This window comes from Klebsiella sp. EMBS2024 (assembly GCF_036233805.1).
Lineage (GTDB): Bacteria > Pseudomonadota > Gammaproteobacteria > Enterobacterales > Enterobacteriaceae > Klebsiella > Klebsiella pneumoniae.
This window is the reverse complement of the sequence record NZ_JAZARW010000001.1, coordinates 2,047,770-2,063,488: the sequence shown is the minus strand read 5'-3', so window position 1 is coordinate 2,063,488 and position 15,719 is coordinate 2,047,770. Positions and strand designations below refer to the sequence as shown.

The following is a 15,719-nucleotide window of genomic DNA, read 5'->3' as shown; positions in this document are numbered from 1 at the left end:
GAATCCTGCAGGAGGGACCGACTCATGCAAAAAACGCTCTCGACGCTCAAAGACAAAATCAATAATGCCTTAGTTGTCGACCGTGAAAATCATATTTACCGCTGCCATCGCTCTATATTTACCGACCCGCAGCTGTTTGAATTTGAAATGAAGCATATTTTCGAAGGTAACTGGGTATTTCTCGCTCATGAAAGTCAAATTCCCCAGCCGGGTGATTATTATACCCTGACGCTGGGACGGCAGCCGGTTATTATTACCCGCGATAAAAAGAATGAGCTGCACGCGCTAATTAACAGCTGCGCCCACCGCGGCGCCATGTTATGTCGACGCAAAACCGGGAATAAAAATTCGTTTACCTGTCCGTTTCACGGCTGGACCTTCAGCAATAACGGCAAATTATTAAAAGCCAAAGATGAGAGCACTGGCGGCTATCCGCCGAGCTTTAAACAAGACGGCTCCCACGACCTGCAAAAGTTGCCGCGTTTTCAGTCCTATCGCGGTTTCTTATTCGGTAGCCTCAATGCCGACGTGCAGCCGCTGGAGGCCTATCTCGGGGAAACCTGCAAGATTATCGACCTGATCGTCGACCAGGCGCCGGAGGGGCTCGAGGTACTTAAGGGTTCGTCGAGCTATGTATATGAGGGCAACTGGAAACTGGGCGCGGAAAACGGCGCCGATGGCTATCACGTCAGCGTGGTCCACTGGAACTACGCCTCAACCATGTCACGCCGCAACTATGAAGCGGAAGGGACGCACGCGGTGGATGCCAACGGTTGGTCAAAAAGCCTCGGCGGCGGCTATGGATTTGATAACGGCCATATGCTGTTGTGGACCCGGGCGCTCAACCCGGAAGTGCGCCCGGTCTATGCCCACCGCGAACGGCTGCAGGCGGAATTTGGCGAACGCCGTGCCGACCAGATGGTCAACGAAACCCGCAACCTGTGCCTGTACCCCAATGTCTACCTGATGGATCAGTTCTCGACGCAAATCCGCGTAATCCGCCCCATTGCGGTGGATAAAACCGAAGTCACCATCTGGTGCTTTGCGCCGAAAGGGGAATCCGACCAGGCCAGAGCGCTGCGAATCCGCCAGTACGAGGATTTCTTTAACGTCAGTGGGATGGGGACGCCGGACGACCTCGAAGAGTTCAGCGCCTGTCAGCGCGGCTATCTCGGCGAAAATCTGCCATGGAGCGACCTCAGCCGCGGCGCGCTGCGCTGGGTCGATGGCGCGGATGAGCATGCGCAACATGCCGGCTTTTCGCCGCGGTTAAGCGGGGTGAAATCGGAGGACGAAGCGCTGTACATCGCCCATCACCACCACTGGCAGACGCTGATGCTGGCGGCCATTGAACAGGAACAACAGCGTTACGACCAGTCCATTACCCAGCGCGTGGAGGTGGCCTGATGCTTAACCTCGAACAGGTTCGCCAGTTTCTCTACTACGAAGCCCGTCTGCTGGACGATCGTCAGTGGGACGAATGGCTCAGCTGCTACAGCCCGCAGGTGGTCTACTGGATGCCGGCGTGGGGCGACGATGACCAGCTGACCCGCGACCCGCAAAAAGAGATTTCGCTTATCTACTACCCCAACCGCGAAGGGCTGGAGGATCGCGTCTACCGCATTAAAACCGAGCGCTCCGGGGCCAGCACGCCAGAGCCGCGGACCACCCATATCATCAGCAACGTTGAGCTGATGGGCGAAAGCGACGAGGGTCTGGAGGTGCGTTACAGCTGGGTCACCTGGAGCCATCGCTATCAGCACACGGATGCCTATTTTGGCTCTACCTGCTGCACGCTAATTGAGCAGGACGGCAGGCCGCAGATCGTCCGTAAAACTGTGCGCCTGAATAACGACTATATCCGTCAGGTGATTGACGTTTACCACATTTAAGAGGCGCTTATGACCTTCAATATTGCTCTTAATTTTGAGGACGGCGTAACCCGTTTTATTCAGTGCAATGCCGGAGAGAAAGTCCTGGATGCCGCCTATCGCCAGAAGGTGAATCTGCCGATGGATTGCTCGGACGGCGTTTGCGGTACCTGCAAATGCCACTGCGCCAGCGGTGAGTACGACCTGGGCGAAGATTATCTCGACGAGGCGTTAAGCGACGACGAAGCGCAGGCCCGTCAGGTGCTGACCTGTCAGATGGTCCCGACCAGCGACTGCGTGATCGATGTGCCGGTGGCCGCTGCCCAGTGCAAAACGGCCCTGGCGACGCTCGGGGCGCAGGTGCGGCAGGTGAATTTACTGTCCGATACCGCCATCGAACTGGTGGTCGCCCTCGATGAGCCGCTGGCCTTCCTGCCGGGGCAGTACGTCAACATTCAGGTGCCGGGTACGCCTCATGTCCGCGCCTACTCATTTAGCTCGCAACCGGGTTCCCTCGAAGGGCGTTTTCTGATCCGTAACGTGCCTGGCGGGATGATGAGCCAGTGGTTAACCCAGCGGGCGCGGCCCGGCGATCGTCTTACCCTCAGCGGCCCGATGGGCAGCTTCTATCTGCGCCACGGCGAACGTCCGCTGCTGATGCTAGCGGGCGGTACCGGCCTGGCGCCGCTGCTCTCCATGCTCCATACCCTGCAGACACAGGGCAGCCAGCGTCCGGTGATGCTGCTGTACGGTGTTACTCGTGACTGCGATCTGGTGAAAACCGACGCGCTGGATACCTTTACTCAACAGCTGACGGGGTATCGTTGGCTACCGGTGGTGGCCGATGAAAACAGCACTTGCCCGCAGCGCGGCTTTGTCACCGACCATCTCGACGACGCGATGCTGAACAACGGCGACGTGGACATCTATCTCTGCGGCCCGCCGCCGATGGTTAACGCGGTTGCCACGGCGTTGCGCGACCGCGGGATCACCCCGGCGGGGTTTTGGTATGAGAAATTTATCGCCAGCCAGAGCGCGGCGGCATAAGGAGGCAAAATGCGTTTTACCGATAAAGTCGTCGTCATCACCGGCGCGGCGCAGGGCATTGGTCGCCAGACGGCGGAGCAGGCGGCTGCAGAAGGCGCGGCCCTGCTGCTCATCGATCGCTCGTCATACGTCCATGAGCTGGCGGCGACGCTGGCGCAATCCGGCTGTCTGGTGCTGGCGCTGGAGGCGGATCTGGAAGCGTGGGAAAGTACCGAGCAGGCGTTTGCCGCCGGGGTCGCTCATTTTGGCCGTATCGACGTGCTGATCAACAACGTTGGGGGCACCATCTGGGCGCGCCCCTTTGCCGAATATCAGCCGGAGCAGATTGAGAAAGAGATCCGCCGCTCGCTGTTCCCCACGCTGTGGGGCTGCCGCGCGGCGCTGCCATGGATGCTGAAGCAGGGCAAAGGCAGCATCGTCAACATTTCGTCGGTGGCGACGGCGGGAGTGAATCGGGTGCCGTACTCGGCGGCGAAAGGCGGCGTTAACGCGCTGACCCGCTCGATTGCCATGGAGTACAGCGGCAGCGGTATTCGGATTAACGCCGTGGCCCCGGGCGGGACCGAGGCGCCGCCGCGCCTGACGCCGCGTAACGAAGAGCAGCCGAGCGAGCAGGAAAAGGCGTGGTATCAGCAGGTCGTCGATCAGACGGTGGCGAGCAGTCTGCTGCACCGGTACGGCACGCTGGCGGAACAGGCGAATGCGATCCTGTTTCTCGCCAGCGATGAGGCCAGCTANATCACCGGCGTGACGCTGCCGGTAGCCGGAGGCNATCTCGGCTAACGGCGGGTGGTGTACCAGCAGAGCAGGGAGCCGAGACATACCATCCCGGCCCCCTGCCAGAAGGACCACGACAGGGTCGCACTCAGCAGGATCGCCGCCAGCGCAGAGGAGAGCACCGGCGTGAAGTAGGAGGCCGCCGCCAGCAGGCTGACGTTGCCGTGCAGGATGCCAACGTTCCACGCCGCGTAGGCCAGCCCCAGCGCCACGGAGACCGTCATCAGCTTAATGACCACCGGCCAGCTAAACAGCATCGGCGGCTGGTCGCTGGCGAGAAATTTCAGCCATAGCGTCAGGGCGGTTAACAGGACGAACAGCGTAATGGCGTTTTTACCGCGGGCATATTTGGCCGTCACCGTGCAGTAGGCGGCCCAGATGAACGCCCCGACAAAGGCCAGCAGATAGCTAAGCGGGCTGGAAATGACGTTACTGATAATCTCATCGGGCTGTAGCCCATGCTCACCGCCCAACACCCAGCCAACGCCCAGCAGGGCGAGAATCAGGCCGGGGATCACCAGCCAGCTGCTTTTCTGGCCATTAAAGAGAATGGCGAATAAAATCGTCAGGCTGGGCCACAGGTAATTGACCATCCCCACCTCAATGGCCTGCTGGCGGCTGGCGGCATAGCCCAGCGACAGCGCGAGGCAGATTTCATAGCTGACAAACAGCACGCTGCCGGCCAGCAGATAGCGACGCGGGATCTGGCGCAGGTTGGGAAAGCCGACGGTAAAGATCAGCAGCAGGCCGCTAAGGCTGTAAATCATCGCCGCGCCGCCGACCGCTCCCAGTCCTTCGCTGACGCCGCGAATCAATCCGACCATCGTGCTCCATAAGATAATGGCGGCGAAGCCGATCGTCGTGGCTCTCTTTTTCTCCATGCTTTTCCTGATGGTTACGCAAATGCAGCCGGCATATATATCATCTTTTTATCGGTGAGGGGCGAAATTTTCCGCCGTTGCTAACCCTTAGGGATTAGCGAAAATGGCCAGGGCTGGCGATTAAGGGGGCGAAGGTTTTCCTCCTTGATTTGACGCAAATTTTCCCGGGATTTTGCTGTTAGTTTCCTCCGCGCGATGAATCAACATCCTGCATGGAGGAATGCAATGGACGTCAGCCGCAGAAAGTTCTTTAAGATCTGCGCAGGCGGTATGGCCGGAACTACCGCCGCCGCCCTGGGCTTTGCCCCTAAAATGGCGCTGGCTCAGGCACGCAATTTCAAATTGCTGCGTGCGAAAGAGATCCGCAACACCTGCACTTACTGCTCCGTGGGCTGCGGGCTATTAATGTATAGCCTCGGCGACGGTGCGAAAAACGCCAAAGAAGCGATCTACCATATCGAAGGGGACCCGGACCATCCGGTGAGCCGCGGCGCGCTGTGCCCGAAAGGGGCAGGCCTGCTGGACTATGTCCACAGCGAAAACCGTCTGCGTTATCCGCAATACCGCGCCCCGGGCTCGGATAAATGGCAGCGCATCTCCTGGGATGAAGCCTTTAACCGCATCGCCCGACTGATGAAAGCCGACCGCGACGCCAACTTTATTGAAAAGAACGAACAGGGCGTGACGGTTAACCGCTGGCTTTCCACCGGCATGCTGTGCGCCTCGGCGGCAAGCAATGAGACCGGCATGCTAACGCAAAAATTTGTGCGATCGCTGGGTATGCTGGCGGTAGACAACCAGGCGCGCGTCTGACACGGACCAACGGTAGCAAGTCTTGCTCCAACATTTGGTCGCGGTGCGATGACCAACCACTGGGTGGATATCAAAAACGCCAACGTCGTGGTGGTGATGGGCGGTAACGCCGCCGAAGCCCATCCGGTGGGTTTCCGCTGGGCGATGGAGGCGAAAAACAATAACGACGCCACGCTGATCGTCGTCGACCCGCGCTTTACGCGTACCGCGTCGGTGGCCGATATCTATGCGCCGATTCGTTCCGGTACCGACATTACCTTCCTGTCGGGCGTGCTGCTGTACCTGATCGAAAACAATAAGATCAATGCCGAGTACGTTAAGCATTACACCAATGCCAGCCTGCTGGTGCGGGATGATTTTGCCTTCGAAGAGGGGCTGTTCAGCGGCTACGATGCGGAAAAACGCCAGTACGATAAATCGTCCTGGAACTACCAGTTCGATGAAAACGGCTACGCCAAACGCGATGAAACGCTCACCCACCCGCGCTGCGTGTGGAATCTGCTGAAGCAGCACGTTTCCCGCTACACGCCGGAAGTGGTGGAGAATATCTGCGGTACGCCGAAAGCGGACTTCCTTAAAGTGTGCGACGTGCTGGCCTCAACCAGCGCCGCGGACCGCACCACCACCTTCCTGTATGCCCTGGGCTGGACGCAGCACACCGTCGGCGCGCAGAACATCCGCACCATGGCAATGATCCAGCTGCTGCTCGGCAATATGGGGATGGCCGGCGGCGGCGTCAACGCCCTGCGCGGCCACTCAAATATTCAGGGGCTGACCGATTTGGGCCTGCTGTCGACCAGTCTGCCGGGCTATTTGACGCTGCCATCGGACAAACAGACCGATCTGCAAAGCTACCTCAGCGCCAACACGCCGAAGGCGACCCTGCCCGAGCAGGTGAACTACTGGAGCAACTACCCGAAATTCTTCGTTAGCCTGATGAAATCCTTCTACGGCGAGGCGGCGCAAAAAGAGAACGACTGGGGCTTTGAGTGGTTACCGAAGTGGGACCAGGCTTACGACGTTATCAAATACTTCAATATGATGGATAACGGCAACGTCACCGGCTATATCTGCCAGGGCTTTAACCCGGTTGCCTCCTTCCCGGACAAAAACAAAGTGGTTCGCAGCCTCAGCAAGCTGAAATATATGGTGGTTATCGACCCGCTGGTGACCGAAACCTCGACCTTCTGGCAGAACCACGGCGAGTCTAATGATGTCGACCCGTCGGCGATTCAGACCGAAGTCTTCCGTCTGCCGTCGACCTGCTTTGCCGAAGAGGACGGTTCGATCGCCAACTCCGGCCGCTGGCTGCAGTGGCACTGGAAAGGTCAGGATGCCCCAGGTGAAGCGCGCAATGATGGCGAAATCCTTGCCGGGATTTACCATCGCCTGCGCGAACTGTACCGCACCGAAGGCGGGAAGGGCGCGGAACCCCTGCTGAAGATGAGCTGGCGCTACAAGCAGCCGGACCATCCGGAATCGGAAGAGGTGGCAAAAGAGAACAACGGCTACGCGCTGGCGGATCTCTACGATCAAAATGGCACTTTGCTGGCGAAAAAAGGCCAACTGCTCAATAGCTTCGCGCTGCTGCGCGATGACGGCAGCACCGCGTCGTCTTGCTGGATCTATACCGGCAGCTGGACCGAGCAGGGTAACCAGATGGCGAATCGTGATAACGCCGATCCTTCGGGCCTGGGCAATACGCTGGGATGGGCCTGGGCGTGGCCGCTCAATCGTCGGGTGCTGTACAACCGCGCTTCGGCCGATATCAACGGCAAGCCCTGGGATGCGAAGCGGATGCTGATCCAGTGGAACGGCAGCAAGTGGGTCGGGAATGATATTCCGGACTTCAATACCGCGCCGCCAGGGAGCAAAACCGGGCCGTTTATCATGCAGCAGGAGGGGCTGGGTCGCCTGTTTGCGCTCGATAAACTGGCGGAAGGGCCGTTCCCGGAGCACTACGAGCCGATGGAAACCCCGCTTGGCACTAACCCGCTGCACCCGAAGGTGGTCTCCAGCCCGGTGGTGCGGTTGTATGAAGAGGACGCCATTCGCTTAGGTAAGAAGGATAAATTCCCGTATGTCGGGACCACCTATCGTCTGACCGAGCATTTCCACACCTGGACCAAGCATGCGTTGCTCAATTCCATCGCGCAGCCGGAACAGTTTGTCGAAATCAGCGAAGGGCTGGCGAAAAGCAAAGGTATCGCTAACGGCGATTGGGTGAAAGTCAGCAGCAAGCGCGGCTTCATTCGCGCGGTTGCCGTGGTGACTCGCCGACTGCGCACGCTGAACGTCAACGGCCAGCAGGTGGAGACCGTCGGGATCCCGCTGCACTGGGGTTTTGAAGGCGTGGCCCGCAAAGGCTACATCGCCAACACCCTGACGCCTAACGTTGGCGATTCCAACTCGCAAACGCCGGAATACAAGGCGTTCCTGGTCAACATCGAGAAAGCGTAAGGAGCGATTCAATGGCGATGGAAACCCAAGACATTATTAAACGCTCCGCGACCAACCCGATCACCCCCGCGCCGCGCGCGCGGGACTATAAAGCGGAAGTCGCCAAGCTTATCGATGTCTCCTCCTGCGTGGGCTGTAAAGCCTGCCAGGTTGCCTGTTCCGAGTGGAATGACATCCGCGATGACGTGGGGCACTGCGTCGGGGTGTACGACAACCCGGCGGATCTCAGCGCCAAATCCTGGACGGTAATGCGTTTTAGCGAGACCGAACAGAACGGCAAACTGGAGTGGCTTATCCGCAAGGATGGCTGTATGCACTGCGCAGAGCCGGGCTGCCTGAAAGCCTGCCCATCCGCCGGGGCGATTATTCAGTACGCCAACGGCATCGTCGATTTCCAGCAGGAAAACTGCATCGGCTGCGGCTACTGCATTGCGGGGTGTCCGTTTAACGTCCCGCGCCTCAATAAAGAGGATAACCGGGTCTATAAATGCACCCTGTGCGTGGATCGGGTCAGCGTCGGCCAGGAGCCGGCCTGCGTGAAAACCTGTCCTACCGGCGCGATCCACTTCGGTACGAAGAAAGAGATGCTGGAGGTGGCCGAGGAGCGGGTGGCTAAGCTTAAAAAACGCGGTTATGCCAACGCCGGGATTTACAACCCGCCGGGCGTCGGCGGCACCCACGTGATGTACGTCCTGCATCATGCCGACCAGCCGGAGCTGTATCACAAGCTGCCGAAGGAACCGCAGATCGATACCAGTATCAGTCTGTGGAAGGGGGCGCTGAAACCGCTGGCGGCGGCGGGCTTTATCGCCACCTTCGCCGGGCTGATTTACCACTACATCGGTATCGGGCCGAACAAGGAAGTTGACGACGACGAGGAGAAGCATGATGAGTAAATCGAAGATGATTGTGCGCACAACGTTTATCGATCGCGCCTGTCACTGGACGGTGGTTATCTGTTTCTTCCTCGTGGCGCTGTCGGGAATATCGTTCTTCTTTCCGACGCTACAGTGGCTAACGGAAACCTTCGGCACGCCGCAGATGGGGCGTATTCTGCACCCGTTCTTTGGGGTGCTGATTTTTGTCGCGCTGATGTTTATGTTCGTGCGCTTTGTCCACCACAACATCCCTGATAAACAGGATATTCCGTGGCTGAAAGGCATCGTCGAGGTGCTGAAAGGCAACGAGCATAAGGTGGCGCGCGTCGGTAAGTATAACGCCGGGCAGAAGATGATGTTCTGGACCATCATGAGTATGATTTTCGTGCTGCTGGTGACCGGGGTGATTATCTGGCGGCCCTATTTCGCGCCGTATTTCCCGATGCAGGTGATTCGCTATAGCCTGCTGATTCACGCAACATCGGCCATCATTCTGATCCACGCCATCCTTATCCATATGTATATGGCGTTCTGGGTAAAGGGGTCGATTAAGGGAATGATTGAAGGCAAGGTGAGCCGCCGCTGGGCGAAGAAACACCACCCGCGCTGGTATCGCGATGTCGAACGCCTGGAAGCGCAAAAAGAGAGCCGTGAGGGAATGAAGTAAGCCTTTACGGNNNGAAACCCGCTCCGAGGATGTCGGAGCGGATTCCCGGCAGTCAGCAGTTCGTGATAAGAGTATCGATTGAATCGATAACGCCCTGGCGCGCATGACTCAGATTGCAGACGAAATCCTGTGGCGGGATCCGTTTATTATTTAAGTTACTGCTCATTGGCGTACAAAGTAAAAAGCTGTCAAATTCTATATTTATCCTTGGTACGACATGCTGATGCCAGCGTGGTAACTGTTGTGGTCGCATTAAAGGAATAATGACTCTCGTGGCCAGGTCTGTATAATAATCATTCTGCACGATCATATAATATGGCAGGGTTTTATTTGTCTGAGCAGAACAATTTCGATAAACATTGAATTGTTCAAGCATCATAGCACCCTGAAAAATTCATCATCAGTAAGAGTGCCTCCTTTTGCAATAAATTCATTCATTGCGGCAATGAATTCCTTGTGCTGTCGCTGTTTATCTGCTTCTCGTAAATCCTTACCTGGCTGTTCTGACGCCTTCTGGACGGGTACGTCAGTGGGTCTTTTACGTAGCGTATTACTTTTGATCATAGGCTCCTTGCGGTTGGTTCTGTGATTATTTACTTTACCCACTAAAAAATAAATACCAGCAGTAAGTTTAATATTTATTTTGCGAGACAGCTTCCAGAGGGAAGTAACAGCCTGAAATATTCATGGTTATAGTAATAAACCTGGCGCTGGCATTAACCAGNGCGACGGGAAATAATCAAAACTTCTCTGGAATGAAGCGGAAAGGAAAATTAGTCTGTTTCATTTTGCCAATTTTGCGCTTCGGCAGCGTCACAGGCTCCACCGGTAAAGCTTCATAGGGGATCTGCGACAGCAGATGGGTGATGATATTCAGACGCACGCGCTTTTTATCCTCTGAGCGGGCGACGAACCACGGCGCCCAGGCGGTATCGGTGGCGGCGAACATGGCGTCGCGGGCAGCGGTATATTCATCCCAGCGGTTGAAAGACTTAATGTCCATCGGCGAGAGCTTCCAGATTTTACGCCCGTCGTCGATGCGATCCCGCAGACGGCGCTCCTGCTCCTGCGGAGAGACCTCCAGCCAGTACTTGAGCAGAATAATGCCCGATTCGACCATGCCGCGCTCCACCATCGGCGCGCCGTCGAGGAACTTCTGCACCTCCTCCGGCGTACAAAAGCCCATCACCCGTTCGACGCCGGCGCGGTTATACCAGCTGCGATCGAAAATCACGATTTCGCCGGCCGCCGGGAGATGCTTGATATAGCGCTGAAAGTAAAGCTGGCTTTTTTCGCGCTCGGTGGGCGAGGGTAAGGCGACGACTCGGAAGATACGCGGGCTGACGCGCTCGGTGATGGCCTTAATGGTGCCGCCTTTCCCGGCGCCGTCCCGGCCTTCAAAGACAATGCACACTTTCAGTCCTTTGTGTACCACCCAGCGCTGCAGTTTCACCAGCTCAACGTGGAGTTTGCGCAGCGCTTTCTCGTACGCTTTGTTGTCGAGCGGCGCGATTTTTGCCGCCGTGTCGACCGGATTACCGCTTTTCTTGTTGCCCATCGCCATGCTCCGTGTTGCCGAGGTATCCCTTTGAAGTGTAATCCTCCCCCGGCGAGGCGGTGGAAAATTATTCGCCGGGTTTTCCCGCCAGGATGACTTCCAGTCCCACCCGCTGCCCCCACGACAGCTCCAGGGTGTTACCGTCCGGGTCGGCAAAGAAAGCGAAATAGCCCACCGGATCGCCCAGCTGCTCCGGCTCCCGGCGTAAAACACCTTCCCGCCGTGCGAGGGCCACTTTCTCATCGATCTCGGCCTGGGTGGCGCAGGCGACGCCGAGATGGCCGAACGGTCCCAGCGGCGTATCGGCCGGATCGTCACTTTGCACCAGCACCAGGGCGAAAGGCCGGGTGCGGTCGCTGAGCCATGCCACTTTCCGCGCCGAGGGGAGGTCGGGCTCGCGCTGATGAATGACGGTCATCGCGGTATAGCGGGTATAAAAATCGATGCTGCTGGCCAGACAGCGGACGGTAAAGGCGACATGAGTAAAACCGACATCAACACTATGCATGGATAATTCTCCCAAGGTGAACGATGATTTGACTTTACAACCTCAAGTTAACTTGAGATCAATGAGGTGTTTATCTCTTTGAGCTCACTGATTTTGATAGGGGATTGTTTCTACGAAACCACGCCGCCGGTATGCCACGCGGCTGGGGAACATGAACGAATCAGGCTGTTGTATGGAGGAAACTGCCGTCGGGCGTTTTTAGCTGGTGTGTCGGGGCGGGATAGTAAATAATGCCGGCCGGCTCTCAATATCCCTATAAGATGTATGAAAAAAACGATTTTTTCACTGGCGCTGGGCACCTTTGGACTTGGCATGGCGGAGTTTGGCATTATGGGCGTGCTGCCGGATATGGCGCACGATGTCGGAATATCCATTCCCGCCGCCGGCAATATGATTGCCTGGTATGCCTTCGGCGTGGTGATCGGCGCGCCGATCATGGCGCTGCTCTCCAGCCGGTTTTCCCTGAAATCGGTGATGCTGTTCCTGGCTGGCCTGTGTATTCTCGGCAATACCCTGTTTACCTTCTCCAGTAGCTACGCCATGCTGGCGCTTGGCCGGCTGGTTTCCGGGTTTCCCCACGGGGCGTTTTTTGGCGTCGGCGCGATTATCCTGTCGAAAATCGCGCCGCCGGGGAAGGTGACCGCCGCGGTGGCGGGGATGATTGGCGGCATGACGATCGCTAACCTGGTGGGCGTCCCGGGTGGCACCTGGCTTGGGCATCACTTCAGCTGGCGCTATACCTTTGCGCTTATCGCGGTATTTAACGTGGCGGTATTTCTGGCGATCTTCTGCTGGGTGCCCACGCTTTATGACCGGGCCAGCACGCGGCTGCGCGAGCAGTTCCGTTTTCTTGCCTCCCCGGCGCCGTGGCTGATTTTCGCCGCCACCATGTTCGGTAACGCCGGCGTGTTTGCCTGGTTCAGCTATATCAAGCCCTTTATGCTCAATGTATCCGGCTTTGCTGAAAGCAAGATGATGCTGATTATGATGCTGGCGGGGCTGGGAATGGTGGTCGGCAATCTGTTCAGCGGCAAAATTTCCGGGCGCTACAGCCCGCTGCGCATTGCGGCCATGACCGACGGGGTCATAGCCGTGACGCTGCTGCTGATCTTTGCCTTCGGTGAACAGAAAGTCGCTTCGCTGGCGCTGGCATTTCTCTGCTGCGCCGGGCTGTTTGCTCTGTCGGCGCCGCTGCAGATCCTGCTGCTGCAGAACGCCAAAGGCGGCGAGATGCTGGGGGCGGCCGGGGGACAGATCGCCTTTAACCTCGGCAGCGCCATCGGCGCCTTCTGCGGCGGAATGATGATCGCCCAGGGCTTTGGCTGGAACAGCGTGGCGCTCCCCGCCGCCGCGCTGTCGTTTCTGGCGATGAGCGCCTTGCTCATCTATGGCTGCCATCAGCGGCGACAAGCTTACTAACGACGCCTACTCACGCCAGGGTTCGCCCAGGGTAAGCATCAGGCGGTTGGCCCAGGCGAAAAAGGCCGCGGACTGCAGCAGATCCAGCTGGGCCAGAGTATCTAAGCCCTGCTCATCAAGCGCCGCCAGATGATCGGCGTTTAACGCGGGTGGCGTCACCGATAGCGCGGCGGCGGCGTCGATTTCCGCCTGCCAGCGCGGCGATTGCCCGTCGCGTAGATCCTCTCCCGGCGTCACCGCCAGCAGCGTGTCGACGGCGGTCTCGTCCTTCGCCAGCTGCGCCGCTTTGCGGGCATGCACCGAGGCGCAGTAAATACAGCCGTTGATTTTACTGGCGACCGTGGCGGCCAGCTCGCGTTCGGCGCGCGGCAATCCTCCCGCGGTATAGAAAATGCCCCTATCGGTCAGGGTCCGCTGCTCCAGCACCGGCTGGTTGCGCGCCAGCAGGCGAAAGTAGGGGGAGTCGCTATGGCCATATTTGGCCAGAATCGCCTGTTCTTCAGCGTTGAATTCCGCCAGCGGTTTATCGGCCAGCCAGGGTTCCCAGTGCAGCTCGTCGCGGGTGAAGCGAACCGGGGCCGCTTTGCCGCTCTGCGCGTACGGGGTGGTATGCCAGTATCCGGCGACCAGCGGCGTATCTGCGCTGACGATGGGCTTATGGTTGAGCGCCCGCAGGCCCAGCAGCAGTCGGCTCTGGAAGCTGACAAAGGCTACCAGCTGCGCCAGGGTGACGATGCCCCGCAGGCTCCAGCCCGCGCTGGTTAAGGTGTGCAGCGCGCCGGGAGTGGCTTCAACGGGGGTGAAGGTGAGCAGGCGGGCAAAGGCCAGCGCCGGGACCAGACGATCGGTGGTCGGATCGGCGAGGCCGAAACCGGCATAGTGCGCCGCAAGCGCGTCCGCCTGGTGCAGTTTTGCCACCTTCGCGGCCACCGCGAAGCGTTCATCAAGAGGAAAGTCAGCGTCCTGCTGGCGGAACAGCACTTCATAACTTCCCTGGGCGTGACGGGTGGCGGCATCGCGGACGGCGCGCGCCTGATCGAGCGGGGAACCGGGGGCGATCTCCGCCAGTTCGGCCAGAATATCCTGACTCAGCGTCATGGGGACTCCTTATCTGATGTGGGGGGCAATATGCTGAGCGATCAGCTCAATGGAACGCAGCGTATCCCGGTGCGAAGGCTCGACCGAGTGCACCTGAAACGAAATATCGGTGGCGCGGGCCAGCACGCTGTCCTGCGCCAGGGAGGCAATAACATGCTCAGGATCGCCAACGTGGGCATCAAGCTGTTGCAGATAGTCGGTGACACTGTCACCTTCTATCGTATGACCCGCCGCCCGGTGCTGAGTTGCCTGCTTGCGCAGACCGGGCTCGGCGACCTGCAGGGCGTGGGCGTGACTGTCGGCGACGAAGGCGGTGCGCGAGGCGAGGATCCGCGGCGCAACGCCGTCCGGCAGCGCCGCCAGGTAGGCGTCAATGATCGGGTTCTGAATGGCGTCCAGCGGCAGACGTGGCTCGCCGGGTGGCCGTGGCTGGGTGCGGGACAGCATCAGCCCGTGTCCCGCCTGACCGGCGCGGATGGCGCCCTCCGCAGAGAAGGTGGCGATCCAGATACGCTCCGCCAACTGCGGCGCCGGCGGATAGAGACGGTTGTCCGGGTGGCTCAGCGTGTCGCCGCGCCAGGCGCTATGGATCAGGTGCAGATGGTCGGCAAACGCCGCCCCGCGCTGCTCGCTGGTCAGGCCGAAGGGCAGAAACGAGGTTGGCGTGCCGCCGGAGCCAAAACCCACCTCCAGACGTCCGTCGGTGAGTAAATCCAGTACCGCCGCGTCTTCGGCGACGCGCAGCGGATTTTCCATCGGCAAGGTGATAATCGCCGTACCGAGGCGGATCCGGTCGGTCTGCGCCGCGACGTGGGCGAGAAACACCAGCGGCGAAGGCAGGCCGCCTTCCTGTTCATGAAAATGGTGCTGGGCAATCCATGCGCTGTCGAAGCCCAAACGCTCCGCGTGGCGGATCTGTTCGGCCGCCAGCCGGTAGCGCGTTTGCGCGGAGCCCTGATCGAGCAGACGGGTAAAAAAACCGAGGCGTTTTGGCATTATGCGTTCTCCGTGTGGGCCTGTGCTAAGCGGGAGGAAACCTGGGGAATGGCGGCGATCAGTTCGCGGGTGTAGGCCTGCTGCGGGGCGGCGAACAGGCGGTTTACGTCGCCATGCTCCACCACCTGGCCGGCGCGCAGCACCGTGACGCTGTCGGCGATCCGCCTGACCGTCGCCAGATCGTGGGTAATGAACAGGTAGCTCAGTCCCAGCTGCTGCTGTAGCTGCTGCAGCAGGGCGAGGATCTGCGCCTGAACGGTGACGTCGAGCGCCGAAGTCGCTTCGTCAAGGACCAGTATCGCCGGCTCGAGGATCAGCGCCCGGGCAATCGCCACCCGCTGGCGCTGGCCGCCGGAAAGCTCCCGCGGCGTACGCGACAGCAGCTCGGGGGCCAGGGCCACCCGGGCGGCAACGCTCTCCACACGCTGGCGACGCGTCGCCGCGCTGAGGCGCTCAAAGTTTTTTAACGGCTCTTCGATAATCGCAAACAGCGTCTGGCGCGGGTCGAGCGAAGCGAAGGGGTTCTGGTAGACAAACTGGATCTTGCGCCGCAGCTGACGCTGTGCCTCGCGGCTGAGATGCCCGGCGTCGATACCGTCGATGGTGACCTGTCCGGCGTCGGCGCGCTCAAAGCCCAGCAGGATCCGCGCCAGGGTGGTTTTCCCGGAGCCGGATTCGCCCACCAGCGCATGGGTGCTGCCGCGTCTGACCTCAAAGCTGACGCTGTCGAGCGCCTGCAGCGCCTG

Annotated in this window: 16 protein-coding genes; 8 read left to right on the top strand and 8 right to left on the bottom strand. The window is 59.2% G+C overall.

Translation table 11 applies throughout. From position 1 onward, the window contains the following. Positions 1-24 precede the first annotated feature (24 nt). From VZP09_RS09380 to VZP09_RS09365, 4 genes are read left to right on the top strand one after another with little or no spacing between them, the layout of a single operon-like run. On the top strand, positions 25-1,407 hold the full coding sequence (locus VZP09_RS09380) for a Rieske 2Fe-2S domain-containing protein (RefSeq protein WP_040188598.1): 1,383 nt from the start codon (positions 25-27) through the stop codon (positions 1,405-1,407). After that, positions 1,407-1,892, top strand: coding sequence for a benzoate 1,2-dioxygenase small subunit (gene benB / locus VZP09_RS09375; RefSeq protein WP_004200052.1), 486 nt, complete (start codon positions 1,407-1,409; stop codon positions 1,890-1,892). The genes VZP09_RS09380 and benB overlap by 1 nt, the downstream gene beginning before the upstream one ends. Positions 1,893-1,901: 9 nt before the next feature. Continuing rightward, on the top strand, positions 1,902-2,918 hold the full coding sequence (gene benC, locus VZP09_RS09370) for a benzoate 1,2-dioxygenase electron transfer component BenC (protein WP_004148513.1): 1,017 nt from the start codon (positions 1,902-1,904) through the stop codon (positions 2,916-2,918). Positions 2,919-2,927: 9 nt separating this feature from the next. Beyond that, entirely contained in the window at positions 2,928-3,701 is a 774-nt protein-coding gene (locus VZP09_RS09365; RefSeq protein WP_328795075.1) for a 1,6-dihydroxycyclohexa-2,4-diene-1-carboxylate dehydrogenase, read from the top strand. Here the strand turns inward: VZP09_RS09365 and yddG are convergent. Further along, positions 3,698-4,576 carry an aromatic amino acid DMT transporter YddG gene (yddG, locus tag VZP09_RS09360; RefSeq protein WP_117027193.1) on the bottom strand — a complete coding sequence of 293 codons (879 nt, stop codon included), beginning with the start codon at positions 4,574-4,576 and terminating at the stop codon, positions 3,698-3,700. The genes VZP09_RS09365 and yddG overlap by 4 nt on opposite strands. Positions 4,577-4,801: 225 nt before the next feature. Between yddG and fdnG the strand changes: the two genes are divergently transcribed. The 3 genes from fdnG to fdnI are packed head-to-tail and all read left to right on the top strand — an operon-like array spanning position 4,802 to position 9,394. Then, positions 4,802-7,849, top strand: coding sequence for a formate dehydrogenase-N subunit alpha (gene fdnG / locus VZP09_RS09355; RefSeq protein ID WP_014907530.1), 3,048 nt, complete (start codon positions 4,802-4,804; stop codon positions 7,847-7,849). A gap of 11 nt (positions 7,850-7,860) precedes the next feature. Next, the gene (fdxH, locus tag VZP09_RS09350) at positions 7,861-8,745 is read left to right on the top strand and encodes a formate dehydrogenase subunit beta (protein WP_004143747.1); all 885 of its coding nucleotides are present in this window, start codon (positions 7,861-7,863) and stop codon (positions 8,743-8,745) included. Then, complete coding sequence (fdnI, locus tag VZP09_RS09345; protein WP_032411560.1) at positions 8,738-9,394, top strand: formate dehydrogenase-N subunit gamma; 657 nt, start codon at positions 8,738-8,740, stop codon at positions 9,392-9,394. The genes fdxH and fdnI overlap by 8 nt, the downstream gene beginning before the upstream one ends. Before the next feature lie 52 nt (positions 9,395-9,446). Here fdnI and VZP09_RS09340 read toward each other — a convergent pair whose 3' ends face one another. From VZP09_RS09340 to VZP09_RS09325, 4 genes are all read right to left on the bottom strand, one after another. Then, positions 9,447-9,773: a CcdB family protein gene (locus tag VZP09_RS09340; protein WP_015958479.1), complete on the bottom strand. Its 327-nt coding sequence runs from the start codon at positions 9,771-9,773 to the stop codon at positions 9,447-9,449. After that, entirely contained in the window at positions 9,770-9,955 is a 186-nt protein-coding gene (locus tag VZP09_RS09335; RefSeq protein WP_004175994.1) for a hypothetical protein, read from the bottom strand. Before VZP09_RS09335 ends, VZP09_RS09340 begins: the two co-directional genes overlap by 4 nt. Positions 9,956-10,133: 178 nt before the next feature. Next, positions 10,134-10,952, bottom strand: a complete 819-nt coding sequence (ppk2, locus tag VZP09_RS09330; RefSeq protein WP_004180084.1) for a polyphosphate kinase 2 — start codon at positions 10,950-10,952, stop codon at positions 10,134-10,136. A gap of 67 nt (positions 10,953-11,019) precedes the next feature. After that, positions 11,020-11,460 (bottom strand): VOC family protein, encoded by a 441-nt coding sequence (locus VZP09_RS09325; RefSeq protein WP_004176000.1) that lies wholly within the window; start codon positions 11,458-11,460, stop codon positions 11,020-11,022. Between the two features lie 264 nt (positions 11,461-11,724). Between VZP09_RS09325 and araJ the strand changes: the two genes are divergently transcribed. After that, positions 11,725-12,879 (top strand): MFS transporter AraJ, encoded by a 1,155-nt coding sequence (araJ, locus tag VZP09_RS09320; protein ID WP_002906449.1) that lies wholly within the window; start codon positions 11,725-11,727, stop codon positions 12,877-12,879. A 6-nt stretch (positions 12,880-12,885) separates the two neighbouring features. Here araJ and VZP09_RS09315 read toward each other — a convergent pair whose 3' ends face one another. The 3 genes from VZP09_RS09315 to VZP09_RS09305 form a co-directional block, all read right to left on the bottom strand. Further along, positions 12,886-13,977, bottom strand: a complete 1,092-nt coding sequence (locus tag VZP09_RS09315) for an alkylhydroperoxidase domain protein (RefSeq protein WP_015874843.1) — start codon at positions 13,975-13,977, stop codon at positions 12,886-12,888. A gap of 9 nt (positions 13,978-13,986) precedes the next feature. Then, entirely contained in the window at positions 13,987-14,973 is a 987-nt protein-coding gene (locus VZP09_RS09310) for a putative FMN-dependent luciferase-like monooxygenase (protein WP_004176005.1), read from the bottom strand. After that, positions 14,973-15,719, bottom strand: a 747-nt coding sequence (locus VZP09_RS09305) for an ABC transporter ATP-binding protein (protein WP_328795071.1), incomplete at its 5' end; no start/stop codon positions are given. The genes VZP09_RS09305 and VZP09_RS09310, both read right to left, overlap by 1 nt.